Annotated in this window: 16 protein-coding genes; 12 read left to right on the top strand and 4 right to left on the bottom strand. The window is 38.5% G+C overall.

The window, feature by feature from the left end:
• Positions 1 to 712: 712 nt before the first annotated feature.
• Positions 713 to 1,954, top strand: coding sequence for a beta-ketoacyl-ACP synthase II (gene fabF, locus AC4QJR_RS02985; protein ID WP_496525223.1), 1,242 nt, complete (start codon positions 713 to 715; stop codon positions 1,952 to 1,954).
• 453 nt (positions 1,955 to 2,407) lie between these two features.
• On the opposite strand, the gene rlmN is transcribed toward fabF, so the two are convergent.
• On the bottom strand, positions 2,408 to 3,466 hold the full coding sequence (rlmN, locus tag AC4QJR_RS02990; RefSeq protein WP_496525224.1) for a dual-specificity RNA methyltransferase RlmN: 1,059 nt from the start codon (positions 3,464 to 3,466) through the stop codon (positions 2,408 to 2,410).
• Positions 3,467 to 3,669: 203 nt separating this feature from the next.
• Between rlmN and AC4QJR_RS02995 the strand changes: the two genes are divergently transcribed.
• The 4 genes from AC4QJR_RS02995 to AC4QJR_RS03010 all read left to right on the top strand — a co-directional run bounded on the left by AC4QJR_RS02995 (position 3,670) and on the right by AC4QJR_RS03010 (position 5,798).
• Positions 3,670 to 4,098 carry an ASCH domain-containing protein gene (locus AC4QJR_RS02995; RefSeq protein WP_496525225.1) on the top strand — a complete coding sequence of 143 codons (429 nt, stop codon included), beginning with the start codon at positions 3,670 to 3,672 and terminating at the stop codon, positions 4,096 to 4,098.
• Between the two features lie 359 nt (positions 4,099 to 4,457).
• The gene (locus AC4QJR_RS03000) at positions 4,458 to 4,799 is read left to right on the top strand and encodes a PadR family transcriptional regulator (protein WP_496525226.1); all 342 of its coding nucleotides are present in this window, start codon (positions 4,458 to 4,460) and stop codon (positions 4,797 to 4,799) included.
• A complete protein-coding gene (locus AC4QJR_RS03005; protein WP_496525227.1) occupies positions 4,792 to 5,274 on the top strand; it encodes a hypothetical protein in 483 nt (160 codons plus the stop codon). Before AC4QJR_RS03000 ends, AC4QJR_RS03005 begins: the two co-directional genes overlap by 8 nt.
• Positions 5,271 to 5,798, top strand: a complete 528-nt coding sequence (locus AC4QJR_RS03010) for a permease (protein ID WP_496525228.1) — start codon at positions 5,271 to 5,273, stop codon at positions 5,796 to 5,798. The genes AC4QJR_RS03005 and AC4QJR_RS03010 overlap by 4 nt, the downstream gene beginning before the upstream one ends.
• A gap of 262 nt (positions 5,799 to 6,060) precedes the next feature.
• Here AC4QJR_RS03010 and AC4QJR_RS03015 read toward each other — a convergent pair whose 3' ends face one another.
• Positions 6,061 to 6,606: a cupin domain-containing protein gene (locus AC4QJR_RS03015; RefSeq protein ID WP_496525229.1), complete on the bottom strand. Its 546-nt coding sequence runs from the start codon at positions 6,604 to 6,606 to the stop codon at positions 6,061 to 6,063.
• Positions 6,607 to 6,765: 159 nt separating this feature from the next.
• On the opposite strand from AC4QJR_RS03015, the gene dsdA reads away from it, so the two are divergent.
• Entirely contained in the window at positions 6,766 to 8,127 is a 1,362-nt protein-coding gene (gene dsdA / locus AC4QJR_RS03020; protein ID WP_496525230.1) for a D-serine ammonia-lyase, read from the top strand.
• A 32-nt stretch (positions 8,128 to 8,159) separates the two neighbouring features.
• Here dsdA and AC4QJR_RS03025 read toward each other — a convergent pair whose 3' ends face one another.
• Positions 8,160 to 9,008: a MerR family transcriptional regulator gene (locus AC4QJR_RS03025; protein ID WP_496525231.1), complete on the bottom strand. Its 849-nt coding sequence runs from the start codon at positions 9,006 to 9,008 to the stop codon at positions 8,160 to 8,162.
• Between the two features lie 128 nt (positions 9,009 to 9,136).
• On the opposite strand from AC4QJR_RS03025, the gene AC4QJR_RS03030 reads away from it, so the two are divergent.
• The 6 genes from AC4QJR_RS03030 to bioB all read left to right on the top strand — a co-directional run bounded on the left by AC4QJR_RS03030 (position 9,137) and on the right by bioB (position 16,375).
• A complete protein-coding gene (locus AC4QJR_RS03030) occupies positions 9,137 to 10,525 on the top strand; it encodes an APC family permease (RefSeq protein ID WP_496525232.1) in 1,389 nt (462 codons plus the stop codon).
• A gap of 26 nt (positions 10,526 to 10,551) precedes the next feature.
• Positions 10,552 to 12,024 carry an aldehyde dehydrogenase family protein gene (locus AC4QJR_RS03035; protein WP_496525233.1) on the top strand — a complete coding sequence of 491 codons (1,473 nt, stop codon included), beginning with the start codon at positions 10,552 to 10,554 and terminating at the stop codon, positions 12,022 to 12,024.
• Between the two features lie 55 nt (positions 12,025 to 12,079).
• Positions 12,080 to 13,264 (top strand): iron-containing alcohol dehydrogenase, encoded by a 1,185-nt coding sequence (locus tag AC4QJR_RS03040; protein ID WP_496525234.1) that lies wholly within the window; start codon positions 12,080 to 12,082, stop codon positions 13,262 to 13,264.
• Between the two features lie 113 nt (positions 13,265 to 13,377).
• Positions 13,378 to 14,376 (top strand): agmatinase, encoded by a 999-nt coding sequence (gene speB / locus AC4QJR_RS03045; protein WP_496525235.1) that lies wholly within the window; start codon positions 13,378 to 13,380, stop codon positions 14,374 to 14,376.
• Positions 14,377 to 14,638: 262 nt separating this feature from the next.
• A complete protein-coding gene (locus AC4QJR_RS03050; RefSeq protein ID WP_496525236.1) occupies positions 14,639 to 15,202 on the top strand; it encodes an alpha/beta fold hydrolase in 564 nt (187 codons plus the stop codon).
• 174 nt (positions 15,203 to 15,376) lie between these two features.
• Positions 15,377 to 16,375: a biotin synthase BioB gene (bioB, locus tag AC4QJR_RS03055; RefSeq protein WP_496525237.1), complete on the top strand. Its 999-nt coding sequence runs from the start codon at positions 15,377 to 15,379 to the stop codon at positions 16,373 to 16,375.
• A gap of 69 nt (positions 16,376 to 16,444) precedes the next feature.
• On the opposite strand, the gene AC4QJR_RS03060 is transcribed toward bioB, so the two are convergent.
• Positions 16,445 to 17,278: an RMD1 family protein gene (locus tag AC4QJR_RS03060; protein ID WP_496525238.1), complete on the bottom strand. Its 834-nt coding sequence runs from the start codon at positions 17,276 to 17,278 to the stop codon at positions 16,445 to 16,447.
• Positions 17,279 to 17,401 lie beyond the last annotated feature (123 nt).

Raw genomic sequence — 17,401 nt, forward strand, 5'->3', positions numbered from 1 at the left:
GGTGGTATCCATGCACTCCCAGCATTCACTTCGATTCCTTTCATACTTGGATAATTCACTCCCACAAGAAATACAAAAATCCATAAGAATTGATTCCCCTTTCAAGTGAAGTTTATATATATGTTTATTTATATTCCAACATAGCTTGTTAGAGAACCATGTACCTGCAAGCAAAAATAAATTTCTATTGGAATGTGGGCTGCAGCTGTGATTAACATCTTTTTATAAAACGAGTCTAATCAGGTTTTTTATTTTTTCATATTAATATAGTAATCAATTTCTAGGAGGTGGAGATATTGACACGGAGAAAAAACAGCCTGCCCCTCTGTATTTTTCCAAATTATCGCTGGTGCGGTCCAGGATGCAGCGGGCCGGGAAGACCCATTAATGATGTAGATAACTGCTGTTACCATCATGATCGCTGTTTAAGCCAAGGGAATTCCTCATGTTATTGTGACAAACTATTCATAAAATGCCTCAGCACAAAAATGAATCCTCATACGCAAAAAGGTAGAAATGCACGATTAATGTATATGTTCATGAAACTGAAAACAACCTTCTGTCCGAAATAGTTCTTATATTGCTAAAACAGTTGGTTACATCTGAATAAACTAAATCCTAAAATCGTTTGCAATCAATTTGTCCATCCTCTCTGAATTCGATACACTATAGAGTGTAGGTAACTTATAACTGGGTGGGAGAGAGCATTATTATGAGTAAAAGAGTAGTGATTACAGGTATTGGAGCAGTCACTCCTTTGGGGAATGATGCTCAAACAACATGGGAAAATATTAAAAATGGTGTATCGGGTATTGGCCCAGCCACTATCTTTGATGTAGAAAAGGTCGATATTAAAATTGCTGCGGAAGTAAAAGGCTTTGCACCAGAAGAGTTTATGGATAAAAGGGAAGCAAGAAGGATGGGGCGTTATAGCCAGTTTGCGGTAGCAGCAAGTCAAATGGCCGTAAAGGATTCGGGGATTCAGATCGGAGAAGACATTCCAGCAGAACGGGTCGGTGTCTGGATTGGTTCAGGAATTGGCGGACTAGGTGAATTCGAGGAACAACATAGGAAGTTTATTGAAAAAGGACAAAGAAGAGTCAACCCGTTTACCATTCCGATGTTTATCCCAGACATGGCAGCTGGACAAGTTTCCATTGCGCTGGGTGCTAAAGGAATCAACAATTGTTCGGTGACTGCATGTGCATCCGGGGCCAATTCCATCGGTGATGCATTCCGCGTCATTCAAAAAGGGGATGTGGAGATGATGATTGCGGGTGGAACAGAAGCGACGATTACTGAAATGACCGTAGCTGGATTTTCGAATATGACCGCTCTTTCTAAAAATCCTGATCCGAACACAGCAAGTCGGCCTTTTGATAAGAATCGCGATGGTTTTGTAATTGGGGAAGGCGCAGGAGTTGTGGTCCTAGAAGAACTAGAACACGCAATTGCCCGTGGTGCTAAGATTTATGGAGAATTAATCGGCTATGGCGCAACCGGTGATGCCCATCATATTACCACGCCTGCACCAGACGGAGAAGGGGCTGGCAGGGCAATGAAATTGGCATTAGACGATGCGGATATTTCCCCTGAACAAGTTGACTATATTAATGCACATGGGACATCCACTAATTATAATGATTTGTATGAAACGTTAGCCATTAAAGAAGTTTTCAAAGAACATGCCTACCATTTATCGGTTAGTTCCACGAAATCAATGACTGGTCACTTATTGGGTGCCACTGGCGCAATTGAAGCGATATTCTCTGTTTTAGCCATCAATGAGGGAATCATTCCGCCAACCATCAACTATGAAACGCCGGATGAAGAACTGGATTTAGATTATGTCCCAAATGAGGCAAAGAAGAAAGATGTTCAAGTTGTTTTATCCAACTCATTAGGATTCGGCGGACATAATGCTACATTAATTTTTAAAAAGTTTACCGAGTAACGATAGCGAATAGCAAAAAAAGAAGGTGTCTAAAGATTATTTAGATACCTTTTTTCTATGGGTTTGGACTATTTCCGACAAAAATAAAACTAACCAAACGTTTGATTAGTTTTAGTATAAACACTTGTATCAACTGAATTTTTTCCCGGGAAATGGAGGGGAAAGTGTCGAAATCCGCATCGACAAAAAAAGACCGGGTATCGCTACCCGGTCTTATAAGATTACTGTCTAGCTCCAGCACCCTAGCGGCTAGTGTCCTTCGCTCTCCGCCCTACGATAAGTCAAGCACGAATGCGCCTCCGGCTCTTCGTGTTTCCTTTATCTCAGTTGGAGTGCTCCACAAGGAAGGCTTCGGCAGCATAAGCATCGCACGAAGAAAGAGCGTTAGCTCTTTCGAGGAGGCCATACGCCGCTGACCAGGGCGCTTGCGCTTTTCTTATTAAAAAACTATGCTTAAGCATTTCTTATTTGTTTGCTCCGTAATTGACCGCACGCGGCATCAATGTCTGTGCCATGCTCTTGGCGGATCTTACAATTAACCCCGCCCTTTTTCAACGTATCATAAAAGGACAATACCGATTCCTGTTCACTTCGTTGATATTGACTGTGTTCATCAACCGGGTTATATGGAATTAAGTTTACATAGACTTTCTGCCCGAGTGGACGAAGCAGGTCGACAAGCTCCTCAGCTTCTTGTTTATGGTCATTTACATCTCGCAGCAGAATATATTCAATCGTAATCCGTCGATTTGTTTTGTCTACATAATACTCCATAGCCTTCATTAATTTTTCAATCGGAATGGCCCGGTTTATTTTCATAATACGCGTACGAAGTTCATTATTTGGCGCATGTAATGACACTGCCAGGTTTACCTGCAGCCCTTTATCCGTGAACTCAATCAGCTTGTCCGCAAGACCGCTTGTGGAGACGGTGATACGTCTAGCCGCGATGGCTAGTCCTTTATCATCTTTTATTACCTTGATAAAATCTAATAGGTTTTCAAAATTATCAAAAGGTTCCCCAATGCCCATCACAACCACATGGCTGACGGTTTCTCCCAGGCCTTTTTTGTCCAGATGCAGCTGCACATTCATAATTTGCTCAACAATTTCCCCACTGGATAAATCGCGGCTTTTCGCTAATAACCCACTTGCACAAAAGCTGCAGCCGATGTTACAGCCAACTTGTGTTGTCACGCAAACTGAAAGGCCGTATTTCTGCCTCATTAAAACCGTTTCGATTAAATTGCCATCCTGCAATTTAAACAAAAACTTAATCGTGCCATCAGCGGATTCTTGTTTAATGTGTTCCTGTAAGGTTTGGATCACGAAGTTGTCTGCTAATAGTTGAACACACTCTGGATTAACTTCCGTCATCTCCGAGAATGCTGTGACACGCTTTCGATAAAGGTACTCCCAAACTTTCTGTGCTCTCGACTTCTTCTCGCCGTGGGCCTCAAGCCAGGCGGCTAATTGATCGATCGTTAATCCGTATATACTCTGTTTATTCATATGTTCCTCCTCTTTTCGTAACGATAAAACTTACTAAAATTTATCTTTACCTACTATATAAATAGTGAATTGACTCTAAATCAGCTAATCACCATACATGTAATTTTAAAAACATTATCTATTATACCAAGAAAATACACATAATAAAAAAATACCTATAATTGGTTGTTAAATTAACTTTATAAAAGTTGGAGGCTGTATGTATGAAAGTTCTATCAATGATTCAGCCATGGGCAAGCCTTTTTGTCCTGAGAGAGGCCAAGTTTGAAACAAGAACATGGAGAACAAAATATCGAGGACCGTTGGCAATTCACACGAGCAAAAAAATAGATAAGGCGGTCTGCAATCATATCGCCATCCAAAAGCTGCTTGGTAAGCATGGATACATAAAAGAGGACCTTCCGACTGGGATGATTATCGCCGTCTGCCAACTTGTGAATTGTTTGAAAGTCATAGAGAACAACCAAACATGGGCAGTCCTTGAAGATGGACGAATCGTTTCAGGCAATGACTATTTCTTAGGTGACTATCGTGTGGGAGGCTTCGCTTGGGAAGTTGAGGATATGAAGAAACTTGAGGAATACATTCCGGCGAAGGGCCACTTGGGTATTTGGGAATACAAAGACAAATAGGAATTTTTATTGCTAAATAGATTGTGCAAATTTTACTCGGCTACAGACGTGATTTATCAGAATCACGTCTTTTCATATTTTAAGGGTTCCTAAGTTATAAGGGAGTCATAGGTGATAACTATGGATTTCTCTTAAACAATATCCCCGCTTGTTCTGCCATCACACGAGATGAAACTGTAATTCCATTCTTAAGCTACCATCCAACTAACCCTGCGAAAGCTGACAGAAAAATTGAACAAAAAATTTTTTAAAAAGGACATACTGTCAGTGACATATTACTGTTAATAACAGTATACTGTTATTAACAGTAATTTATTGCCAAACAAATTTTACATTTAAATTAGGAGGTTATATATTTCATGAAACATACAGGGAGACATACAGGTGCATTTCTTCTGCTGTTTTTAACAGAGGGAGATAGCTATGGAGGGAAACTCCTGCAGAAATGTGAAGAAGAGCTTCCCATCAACCCAATTGATAGTGCCATTCTTTATCGCACATTAAAAACATTAGAGAAAGAAGGTGCTGTTGAGTCTTATTTGGACACATCTAATCAAGATAAGCTGATAAAAATGTACAAAATTACTACAGTTGGAAAAAGTAAATTAGAAGATTTTCAAATAGATATAGAAGAAAAAATGAAGAACTTATCATTTTTCTTAAATAAATACAAAGAATGGAAGGAGTCTAATCATGATTAATGGTGCTATACTTTACGCTATGGCTATCATTCTTCTCAGTATTTCTTTTATAAAAGATCGAAATAAAACAACAGATGCTCTATTAAAGTCATGGAAAAGCTTTCGTAATATTATTCCTGACATTTTATCAATTATGCTTTTCGTTGGGCTATCCCTATCTATATTAACTCCTTCCTTAATTTCTTCAATCATTGGAGAAAAATCTGGATTGACAGGTATTGTTTATTCAGCATTAATTGGTTCTATTGCACTAGTTCCAAGCTTTGTTGTATTTCCTCTTGGACACACATTAGTTCAAAATGGTGCAGGACTTCCTCAAGTAGCAGTATTAATGTCTACATTAATGTCCGTAGGAATCACAACTTTACCTATGGAACAAAAGATATTTGGGAGAAGTTTTGCCTATTCTCGCAACGTATCTGCAGTGGTAATGTCTCTAATATTTTCATATATTATTTGGGTGGTGATGGGATGAATGAATTAAAAAGGTATTGTTTCTTTTTCATTTTATTAATTGGGCTCATTATCCTTACCTTTATAAACCGATCGGTGGGGTGGAACGCATTTCAATTAACAGGAAAAAGCATTCTAGATATGCTGTTTCTACTCCCTCCTGTCTTAATATTCGTAGGTTTGATTGACAAATGGGTGCAGAAAGAAACACTTATAAGATATATGGGAGAAAAATCCGGCATCTATGGAATTTTGTTTTCTCTATTATTAGGAGTAATTGCAGCTGGTCCCCTCTACGTAGCTTTTCCAATTGCGGCACTATTATTAAAAAAAGGAGCAAGCATACGCTATATTGTATTTTTTTTAGGAGTTTGGACAACTGCAAAATTACCGGTTATTGTATATGAATTTGCTTCATTTGGAGTTAAATTTACACTCATTCACATTTTTTTTGGTTTGTTATTTTTCTATTTAATGGGTATTATTTTCGAGAAGTTTTATATGCATCAACAATTGTTAAAGTATGATATAACTAAAGACGTTTAGATTTAAATCGATAAATCTTTAACCACTCAATCCCGGATTATTTTGTAGCTAAACCTACAACGGACTATACTGCGTGCAGCAAATGATTAGGGGACACAGTTTGCACTGCATCCCCTTGTTAAAGTGTATTTCTTCAAATCCTTTTTTTCGCCTTTATTTCTTACTGGAATGCTGCCCCGTTTCTAATTGAAAAAGATGCTTTTTAAAAGAGCTCCAAATCCTAAATGGAAAAGTATTCTGTGACCGTTTGTTAATAAGAAAATTAAAAAATTGGTGGAGTCACCGAAAAAAGTATGGCAGCATGTTCATTAAAATTATTTTCCCATTTATGCTTCATTTGTGCTGGTATTTTTACACTATCACCAGATTCCAATATGTATTCTTCATCATCTAAAAACACTTTAATTTTCCCTTCTAATACAAAAGCAACTTCTTCTCCTTTATGCTCCAACTGTTTCTTAGATGAAGCAGTGTTCGGTGGAAAATTCATAATGGCTGTTGCAAGGTTTCCAGTAAAATCAGGTGAAACTAGCTCATAGGATAAGTTTTCAATGATCATTTTCTTTCGATGACTAGACCTAACAACTAAATCAGCCGTGTTTGTTTCTTCAATGAAAAAACTAAATGTAGGAACGTCTAGGGATTTCGCTAAAACTTTAAGAGTCTGAATAGAAGGGTTTGCTAAGCCGCGTTCGATTTGACTCAACATTGAAGGCGTTATTTCAGCTAACTTTGCTAATTCTCTAATGCTTAAGTCTTTAGCTTTTCTATATTTTTCAACCTTCTTACCAATATCTATATCTTCCATTACTATGCACTCCTTGATTAATCGTTAACTTAAATTTAACGTTTTTAAATAATACTTAACAACCAAAAATATCTATGTTAAACTGCATTTAACATTTGTTAAATTATATTTTACAATGTTTTGATGACTATAATCAAGTTAATGAGGAGGACTATCAAAGTGAAAGAGATTGAATTCGGTGATCTACAAACATGGAAAGAAAACTATCCTTTACTAAACAAACTCATTTCGTTGAATGAAATATTGTGGTTAAATCCTAAAATTGAAAAGTTTAAAACAGGAATTAAAAAATCCCCCCTTACTCAAGACGATGTAAAGGATGCAGAGGAAAGATTGAAACGTTTTGCTCCATATATTTCCAAAGTTTTCCCAGAAACAAAAAAGAAGAATGGGATAATAGAATCTCCATTGGTGAGAATTCCTTCCATGAAACAATCCTTAGAGCAGAATTATCAACAACCTATATTGGGTGAATTATTGCTTAAGTGTGATAGTCACCTTCCTATATCAGGGTCTATAAAAGCAAGAGGCGGGATTTATGAAGTTCTCAAACATGCCGAAGAATTAGCTCTTCAACATCAATTGTTGACAATTGAAGATAACTATTCCATTTTAGATAGTGATAGGTTTCGAGCCTTCTTCTCCCAATATTCAATCGCAGTAGGCTCGACTGGAAATTTAGGACTTAGTATAGGCATCATAAGTGCAAAGTTAGGTTTTAATGTGACCGTTCATATGTCGGCTGATGCAAAACAATGGAAAAAAGACTTACTTCGAAGCAAAAATGTTAATGTAATAGAATATGAATCGGATTATAGTAAAGCAGTAGAGGAAGGTCGACTCCAAGCAGATGGGGATCCTACATGTTATTTTGTAGATGATGAAAATTCTTATGACCTATTTTTAGGATACGCAGTAGCAGCATCTCGATTACAAAAACAATTAGAAGAGTTAGAGATAACAATTGATGAAAATCATCCTTTGTTTGTTTACCTTCCATGTGGAGTAGGCGGTGGTCCTGGCGGAATAGCTTTTGGTTTGAAGTTAGTATATCAAGACCATGTTCACTGTTTCTTTGCAGAACCTAGCCACTCTCCATGTATGTTACTTGGTTTAATGACTGGACTTCATGATAAAATTTCTGTGCAAGATATTGGTCTTGATAATGTAACAGACGCTGATGGACTTGCTGTAGGAAGACCATCTGGATTTGTAGGTAAAACTATAGAACCGTTTCTAAGTGGTAATTATACGGTTAGCGATGAACAGTTGTATAAGCTATTAAAGGAACTAGTTGATACAGAGGGGATTCGTTTAGAACCTTCAGCACTAGCAGGCATGATAGGACCAATTAAATTATCTAAAGATGGAACGAATTATTTACTGAAGCATAATTTAACGGAAAAAATGAGTAAAGCTACACATATTATCTGGGGGACTGGTGGAAATATGGTTCCTGAAGAAATGATGAAGCAATATTATCAAAAAGGATTGAATTTATCGTTAGACAATCAAAAGTAATTCAACACAGGGGTTAGTTGACCCCTGTGTTTTTATTGGGAAAAATTTTTTATTTGAACGGGAACTTGAATTTCGAATGTAATCTCATTTGGTTTATCGGTGATTGTAATATCGACGTGCATAATTTGCAGCGCATCGCCGGTTATATGATATCCGGTTTCATCAAGATATTCCAATATCTTACTCAAGCTTTCGCTGCGATTCCATAATAATTCTCCGTTATAACGAATACACGCAAATAACCCAGCAGGAACCGTCATCTGACACTGTTTAGGTATTTTTTCCTTATTTTTTGCCACTACAAAAATAATGGATGGTTCTTCAAATCGTTTCGCTCGAAGATCCGCTTCCTGGATGATAATGCCTAGTCTATTACTAGCTAGAATGGGTGTCTTCTCGGTGAGCATATTTTCTAACCTTATAACACCATAACTGAGTTCCAAATTATTATTTATTTTTTCATTTAAGGTAATTAACTTCCTTCTTCCTATTTCGCGGAAGAACACCGATTGAAGTTCTTTTTCTTTCGCTACATGCTCTAAGTATCCAATTTTACCCCGAATATTTTCCTCCAAGTCATGTAGCTCGTTCAGCTTTGACACAAGTTCCGTATGCTTGGTTTTCAGAATGTCCAAGGACTTATTAAAATTGCGTTCATTAAAATAATCCTTTATTTCGTCCGTACTCATCCCAAGTTGCCGCAACTCTTTAATGGTCCCTAAAACTTCATATTGAAAAATAGAATAGTAGCGATACCCCGAATCGGGATCTACATATTGAGGTTTGAATAGGTCAATTCGATCATAGTGGCGTAAAGTCTCCGTTGTTACCCCTCTTAATCTCGCCATTTCACCAATGGTTAATTTTTCCTTTATTTTCAAGGAATTCACCCCCCTAAAAAATATAATACATCTATTGACCTTTGTGTAACAACAAGGTTTACAATAAAAATACGAAATCTTCTAAATCATCTAAGAATTAAATTTACTAATACGGAGGGAGTTGAGTTATGAAACAGAAAGCGCTTGCGAGAACACTTACTTTGTCACAGGTTGTTTTTTTAGGGATTGCATGGAATAACCCCATGGTGTTTTTTAATACCTATGGAATTGCTGCCGTTACCTCAAGAGGTGTTATTACGACTGCATACAGTATTGCTTTTCTAGCAATACTTTTTACAGCTCTCAGCTATGGCAAGATGGCGAAAGCCTACCCGATCTCAGGGTCAGCCTATTCCTTTACGCAAAAATCTATTAATTCTGAGGTTGGGTTCATTGTAGGTTGGACGATTATGCTTGATTATATATTAACGCCTATGGTCACCTGCTTGATGTCCACTGTCTTTTTAAGTGCTGTATTTCCTGGAATCCCGCATTATGTGTGGGTAATTGTGTTGACTGCAAGCATCGTATTTCCTAGCATACTGGGTGTGGAGATCTCAGCAATAACGAGTAAAATTTTTGTTATTGCTCAAGTCATTTTTGTTTGCCTTTTTTGGATATTATCCTTCAAAAGTTTATCAGAAGGAGTAGGGGCGGGTAGTCTTTTCTCCATTAAGCCATTGTTTGATGCAGATGTTTCCATGTCCGTTATTTTGGCAGGAGCTACCATTCTTTGCTTTAGTTTTCTTGGTTTTGACTCACTCACTACTTTATCAGAGGAAACAATCAATCCCGAAAAAACAATCCCAAGAGCCATTATCATCATGCTATTGTTTATCGGAGTTTTGTATATTGGCTCTTCTTACTTAGCACAATTGGTGCATCCTGGCATTTCATTCAAACATGCTGATTCTGCAGCCCTTGAAATTGCAGTGCTGATCGGAGGAAATTTATTTAAGTCCATTTTTATTACAGCAGTGATTATTGGAAATTTTTCTTCAGGAATCGCTTCAATCACAAGTGCATCGCGAGTGTTATATGCGATGGGACGAGATTCCGTATTACCCCAAAATATATTTGGATACATTCATCCTAAATTTAAAACACCGTCACTTGGCATCATTGTGATTGGCGTAGTTTCTTTACTCGCAATTCCATTAACCCTAGAACAAGTTATTAAGTTTATCAATTTTGGAGCGTTAATTGCCTTTACATCTGTAAATCTGTCTGTTATCGCCCATTATTTTATCAGAAATCATAAGCGTTCTTTTAAGGATTGCATTCGGTACCTATTATTACCACTCGTTGGCGCAGGGTTTACGGTATGGTTGTGGTCGCATTTAGAAAGGGATGCGTTGATTCTCGGGGGCATCTGGATGGCATGCGGCTTGATTTATCTTATTTATTTGACGAAATGGTTCCGCCAACCACTTCCTGAGTTTCATTTTGATAAAGAATTGATTCCACAAAATGTCCATGACATTGATCGAGAGGTTATCCCTCAACAGGTAAGGTGAAAATAATATACTGGAGGTTTGTAAAAATGCTGAAGTTGAAAATGTTTATTAATGGTGAATGGATGGATTCATTAAGAGGAGCTAAGAGTAATGTTGTGAATCCTGCAAACGGTAATATCATGGCTGAGGCCCCGCAGGGAAGTAGAGAAGAAGCCCAAATGGCGATTAATGCAGCACGAACAGCTTTTGATTCTGGAATTTGGTCAGACTTACCGGCATCTGAACGTGCAACCTACTTATTTAAAATAGCGGATAAGATTGAAGAAAAGGCAGACGAGCTTAGCCAACTTGAAACAGAGAATACGGGAAAACCTCTTAAAGAATCCGAGTTTGATATTGCTGATACCGTGAATTGCTTTCGATACTATGCTGGGTTAGTGACAAAGCCAAATGGTCAAACGTATTCTGTTGCCGATCCTGTGCAAGCCATGGTTATTCGGGAACCTGTCGGTGTATGCGGACTTATCGCTGCATGGAATTTTCCATTGTTGACGGGAGCTTGGAAAATAGCCCCTGCGCTTGCTGCGGGAAATACGCTTGTATTTAAACCAGCTGAAATCACTCCAGTCACCACTTACAAATTATTTGAGATCATGGAAGAAGTGGGGGTACCAGCTGGTGTTGCAAACTTAGTTTTGGGAGGTGGTTCAACAGTAGGAAATGAAATAGCAGAAAGCCAAAAGGTGGATCTGATTTCTTTTACAGGTAGTACAGCAACGGGTAGAAAAATTATGAATTCAGCAACAGGAAATATTAAAAACATTTCACTCGAACTAGGCGGCAAGTCGCCAAATATTGTTTTCGCTGATGCAGATTTTGAGACAGCCATCGATTATGCTTTGAACGGAATTTTTACCAATGCCGGCCAAGTATGTAATGCGGGATCCCGTTTACTGTTAGAAGAGAGCATTCATGATAAGTTCATTGCTAGATTGGTAGAAAGAGCGAAAAAGATTCAGGTTGGCCCTGGGGATGATTCCTCTACCGAGATGGGCCCGCTTGTAAGTGAAGACCATATGAAGAAGATCCTTGAATATATTCAAATTGGCTTAGACGAAGGGGCTGCATTAGCTTGCGGTGGCAACCGTATCACAAGCAACGGGCTTGAAAATGGTTATTTCATTGAACCAACAATATTTGTTGACACCAAACCTGACATGAGAATTGTTCAGGAAGAAATCTTTGGTCCAGTTCTTGTCGTTCAAAAGTTTAAAGATGAGGCGGAAGCAATCCAGCTGGCAAATGATACTTCATACGGGCTTGCAGCTGGTGTTTTTTCACAAGATGGCGCCAAAGCTTTGAGGGTTATTAAAAAAGTAAGAGCCGGAATTACTTATGTTAATGCTTATAACCTCGCCTATAATGAAGCACCGTGGGGAGGTTACAAGCAGAGCGGGATTGGCCGCGGGTTAGGAACCTTTGGCTTGGATACGTTTACTGAGGTAAAGCAAATCAATATTAATTTAGATGTTAAGCCAACTGAATGGTTTAGCAATTAATTAAAAATATAAAATTTAAATTCGGAATATTCAAAAAACAGAGGAGGAATTTATTATGTTATGGGATTTTCATTTTAATCTGCCTACTTCTATAGAGTTTGGGAATGGGAAAGTAAAGAATATTGGGAAAAGGGCTAAAGAATTAGGTGGAAATAAAGCGCTTATTATTACAGATAAAGGACTTGCGCAAACAGGAATTTTGGAAAAAATCACACAGTCATTAGATCAAGAAGGTGTCAATTATATTGTTTATGATGAAATATCACCTAATCCAAAAGATGTAGATTGCGAGAGTGCTTATCAACAGTTTAAAAATCAGAATATCGATCTCTTAATTGGTCTTGGCGGCGGAAGCTCAATGGATACAGCTAAAGCAATTGGGACACTTCTTACACATGGAGGAGAGCTAAGAGAACGTTACGGGGTAAATTTACTGGAACGGGAAATCCCGCCACTAATTTGTATTCCGACAACTTCAGGTACCGGTAGTGAAGTGACAAGAGGGTCTGTCATTACGGATACCGTGACGAAACAGAAGGAGGCGATACTAGATTTGAAAATCGCTCCTAAACTGGCACTTGTTGATCCTGAATTGACGTTAACCTTGCCTAAATCGATTACAGCAGCTACAGGAATGGATGCACTTACACATGCAATTGAAGCTTATACCTGCAAAGTTGCTCAACCACTTTCAGATGCTTTGGGGCTATATGCTATTGAATTAATAGCCAAATACCTTCCATTAGCAGTAGAAAATGGTCATGATTTAGAGGCTAGGAAAAATTTGCTTTTGGGCAGTTTAGTTGCAGGCATCGCCTTTGATAACACGGATCTTGGGGCTGTACATGCGATGGCCGAACCACTTGGAGGACTCTATGATACTCCACATGGAGTGGCGAATTCAATTTTTCTTCCACATGTATTTGAATTTAATATTCCTTCAAATCCAGAAAAGCACGCCCAGGTAGCAATCAAGCTTGGGGCAAATCCTGAAGGAAAAACAGTTGAGGAAACGGCGTACGAAGGTGTTGTGCTGTTAAAAAAGCTGGCAAATAACATCGGGATTCCTAGCTTCCGAGATTTAGGCAATGTAAATCCCGAAGACTTCCCTTTTCTAGTGGAAGGAGCCTTTAAACATTTATGTACTCAGGCGAATTCAAGAGATCTGACAAAAGAGGACTATCTAAACTTATTTCAAAAGACTTATGAGGTGAAAACCACTACTTTAATTGAAAATTAATTGTATAAAAAGTATAGAGCAAAATTTAAAATCCTTTATTAAGACTGGCCCGCTGGCAGAAAACCTTGCATTAGCAAAAAGCGAGGATGAAAATCTAGAAGGAGGCAGTATGAATGTCTAATCGTAATGAAAAACAGTTTTTAAATTTACCTTTTACAGGAATTTGTACTTTTGGGAAATACCCAATATGTGCGGACCTGAACCAGCTTGACGCTGATGTGGCGGTCATTGGGGTGCCTAATGACATGGGTACACAATGGAAATCAGGAGCAAGAATGGGCCCTAGAGGAATCCGCGAAGGCTCTACATTATATAGTTTCGGTTTGGAGGGTGCTTATGATATTGAAAACGATATTATGTACCTAGGACCTGAATGGAAAGTAGTCGACTGCGGTGATGTAGACATGGTACACGGAGATATTATGCAGTGCCATGAGAATACAGAAGAAGCAATCCGAAAAATTATTTCCAAAGGTGCTATGCCGGTTGTACTAGGCGGCGATCATTCCATCACAGCAGCAGTCGGAAAAGGACTAGAAGACATAGGTCCGTTTCATGTGATTCAAATTGATGCCCATTTAGACTGGGCGGATCATCGCTCGGGAATGCGATATGGTCACGGAAACTGCATTCGCCGCTTATCTGAGCTGGATTACGTTCAGAAGATATTTCAGTTTGGCATTCGCGGGATTAGCAGCAGCAAAAAAGAAGACGTCGAAGCAGCAAGAGCGTATGGCAGTGTGATCCTATCACCTCGTCAGATGAGAAAGAAGGGACTTAAGGAAGTGCTGGAGCTAATTCCTGCAGGAGAAAAATATTATGTAACAATTGATATTGACGGAATCGATCCGTCAATTGCTCCTGGAACAGGTACACCTTCTCCAGGGGGCCTCCTTTATGATGAGGTTAATGAATTGCTTGAAGGAATTTCCAAAAGAGGAGAAGTCATCGGTTTTGATTTAGTAGAAGTTGCCCCGCCATATGATCCAACAGGCATGACCGGACAAGTAGCAGCCCGTATTGTACTAGACTTACTCAGCTATGTTTTAAAGGAAAAGGAGAAAAAGGGGAATAATAAATACGGAAAAGAAAAAGAAGAAATGCTTTCTTAATTAAGAACTGGCTAGTATTGAGATAGTATTCCACCTTGGCAATAGGATTAGGAATTTGAATGTAAAAGCATGATTCCATGAAAGCTTTAACAGACACCCTTACCGAAGTGATGGGGTGTCTATTTTTTTCTTTTTATAAAAGGTATTATAATGCACCTGAATATAATTGCTTTTGCCTTGTTTTATACTAAAATGGATTTAATAAGTTTTCTATGGTCAAATCCATTTTTTAATCGTGTTTGCAACAGGAGGATTATCAAAGATGATTACAGCAGGGACATTTAATGGTGTCGGTGGAACAGAACTATTCTTTCGAGTAATCGAACCATTAACAGCTCCAAAAGCAGCAGTTATTTTAGTTCATGGACATGGCGACCATAGCGGCGGAATGCAAAATCTATTCAAAAGACTGGTTAAAAGTGGGTATATAGTTTATACGTTTGATTTATGCGGTCATGGAAAAAGCTCTGGTAAAAGGGGATTTATCCAATCATGGGATGAATTTAGAGGAGATTTACATGAGTTTCGAAACCTTGTTGCGCTAGATCAGCCTGAAAGGCCTTTGTATATTGTGGGGCATAGCCTTGGGGGCTTGATTACTCTTGATTATGCCTTGGATTATAGTGACAGCATTTCAGGAATTATTGCTATATCGCCGGACATTTCATACGAAGTGAAACCGTTAGAGCAGTTAGGCATAACCATTATGGGTAAGGTTAAACCAGACTATAGTATCAATAAATCTCGAAAAAAGCGGAGATATTCCCGCTTTTTTTTGCGCCTTGTCACCGATTTGTCCAATCAACGGGCGGATTTTTCAGGTTAATGGGCGAATATGGGGTTCCAATGGGCGAATTTTAGACTGCATCGAGCGAATCTAGTGTTTCAATGAGTGAATCTAATTTTATTTACGATTATTTCGTTTTATTGTTAACCTATTTATTATTATAGTTTACAATAAAAGAATATATAGTATTTATTTTAAAATGGAGGGATAAAGATGAATAAATGGATGAATCTTGCAGATCGAGTGTTAGATGGGATGGATATAACCAATCAGGAGGCACTTTCCATATTAGAATGTCCAGATGATGACGTTCTTCTGCTAATGCACGCTGCTTTTCAAATCAGAAAGCGATATTATGGAAAAAAGGTAAAACTTAATATGATCTTGAATGCGAAATCTGGACTCTGTCCCGAGAATTGTGGCTATTGCTCTCAATCATCTATTTCGACAGCACCGATTAATTCTTACAGAATGGTAGATAAGGATACGATACTTGAAGGCGCAAAACGTGCACATGATTTAAATATAGGGACGTACTGTATTGTGGCTAGTGGCAGAGGGCCAACTAATAAAGATGTTGCACACGTAGTGGAGGCAGTTAAAGAAATAAAGGAAACATATGGATTGAAAGTTTGTGCCTGTCTTGGACTGTTAAAACCAGAACAAGCGAAGCAGCTGAAAGAAGCCGGAGTAGATCGTTACAATCATAATATCAATACATCAGCGAGCAACCATGCAAACATCACAACTTCCCATACATACGATGATCGAGTTAATACGGTGGAAACAGTAAAGGAATCCGGAATGTCTCCATGTTCAGGTGTCATTGTTGGGATGAGGGAGACAAAGCAAGATGTAGTTGATATGGCTAAAAGCTTAAAAGCTCTTGATGCGGATTCCATTCCAGTTAATTTCTTACATGCGATTAATGGCACTCCATTAGAAGGAGTAAAAGAATTGAGCCCGCTATATTGTTTAAGGGTATTGGCTTTATTTCGTTTTATCAATCCAACAAAGGAAATTCGGATCTCAGGTGGAAGAGAAGTCAACCTACGTTCGTTACAAGCATTGGGTCTTTACGCAGCCAATTCCATCTTTGTCGGTGATTACTTAACGACCACTGGACAAGAAGAATCCGAAGATCACAAAATGTTACTTGATTTAGGATTTGAGGTAGAATCCGTAGAAGAAATGAAAGCGAGCTTAAATTAGAGGTTTATACTAATACTAAATCAAAGGAAAGAGGCACCCGGTCCGAAGTCACCGGGTGTCACCTTTTATTTATAGCCAGCCGCCAATTTCCAAAACCGTCAGGACAATCTCAATGACAATAAGAGTGACGATGATCCATTCCACGAATAATCCTCGAATTGAATGGCTGATGGTGGAAAAACCGTCCATGATGTTATATAAAATCTCCGTTTTGCTCTTCAATATTTTATAGCGATCGTTCAATTCAAAAAACTCCACCATTCTGTCGTAAAAACCGCTGGCCGCGCTGCTCGTCCAGGTAATATCAGGCTTATCCAAAATCATGATATACGCAAGGGTATTGTACTCGTGACGGACGATTTTTGCCGTAGTCCGGGCCAGCTCCTTGTTGCCAATTCGCAGGTTGCCTTTCTCTAGTCTGTCGATCATGGTTTCGAGTTTGTCATGGATTTGCCCAAGTTGTTCCTCTGTCTTTTCAAGCGCCACGGACTTTGCTATTACTGTAGAAATCAATTCAGGGTAAAATTCCTCATATTCAGGGACGACTACATATTCATCAGTCAACTCCAGGTTCTCGGTTTCTGTAATATGAAGGCAGTAATCGTCGCTATATCTGTCCGCTTGTTTAATGTCAAAATCTAGTTCGAAGGAATGGATGTAATGCAATAAACTCTCGATCTCATCAACACATAAATGATTAATGAAGACAATACTTCCAAAGGAAAAGATCAGGACCATTTGCGAATCGTCAACATGGTTATGGAGAATTGATTCTAGAATAGCGCCTCTGAGGATTAACGGTTGTTCCCAGGTGAATTTTTTAGGAATTCCGCAATGGATCGCAATTTTGTTCAAGTCAATTTCATGAGTCACGGCAAATGCTTTAAAGGTAATTTCTTCCACTATGATCACCTTTCCAGTGAATTGTCCTTTTTTTGATTTTATTCCGTTCTTAGCAAAAACATGCTTTCACAAAGTAGTGAGATTTAAGGGCAAATTTGAGTAGTGAGCAACTTTTTTATGATT

Source organism: Neobacillus sp. BP17 (assembly GCF_059579525.1).

Excerpts from the sequence above, each read along its gene's own strand:
- fabF (WP_496525223.1), top strand. The coding sequence starts at position 713 with ATGAGTAAAAGAGTAGTGATTACAGGTATTGGAGCAGTCACTCCTTTG.
- rlmN (WP_496525224.1), bottom strand. The coding sequence starts at position 3,466 with ATGAATAAACAGAGTATATACGGATTAACGATCGATCAATTAGCCGCC.
- AC4QJR_RS02995 (WP_496525225.1), top strand. The coding sequence starts at position 3,670 with ATGAAAGTTCTATCAATGATTCAGCCATGGGCAAGCCTTTTTGTCCTG.
- AC4QJR_RS03000 (WP_496525226.1), top strand. The coding sequence starts at position 4,458 with ATGAAACATACAGGGAGACATACAGGTGCATTTCTTCTGCTGTTTTTA.
- AC4QJR_RS03005 (WP_496525227.1), top strand. The coding sequence starts at position 4,792 with ATGATTAATGGTGCTATACTTTACGCTATGGCTATCATTCTTCTCAGT.
- AC4QJR_RS03010 (WP_496525228.1), top strand. The coding sequence starts at position 5,271 with ATGAATGAATTAAAAAGGTATTGTTTCTTTTTCATTTTATTAATTGGG.
- AC4QJR_RS03015 (WP_496525229.1), bottom strand. The coding sequence starts at position 6,606 with ATGGAAGATATAGATATTGGTAAGAAGGTTGAAAAATATAGAAAAGCT.
- AC4QJR_RS03030 (WP_496525232.1), top strand. The coding sequence starts at position 9,137 with ATGAAACAGAAAGCGCTTGCGAGAACACTTACTTTGTCACAGGTTGTT.
- AC4QJR_RS03035 (WP_496525233.1), top strand. The coding sequence starts at position 10,552 with ATGCTGAAGTTGAAAATGTTTATTAATGGTGAATGGATGGATTCATTA.
- AC4QJR_RS03040 (WP_496525234.1), top strand. The coding sequence starts at position 12,080 with ATGTTATGGGATTTTCATTTTAATCTGCCTACTTCTATAGAGTTTGGG.
- speB (WP_496525235.1), top strand. The coding sequence starts at position 13,378 with ATGTCTAATCGTAATGAAAAACAGTTTTTAAATTTACCTTTTACAGGA.
- AC4QJR_RS03050 (WP_496525236.1), top strand. The coding sequence starts at position 14,639 with ATGATTACAGCAGGGACATTTAATGGTGTCGGTGGAACAGAACTATTC.
- bioB (WP_496525237.1), top strand. The coding sequence starts at position 15,377 with ATGAATAAATGGATGAATCTTGCAGATCGAGTGTTAGATGGGATGGAT.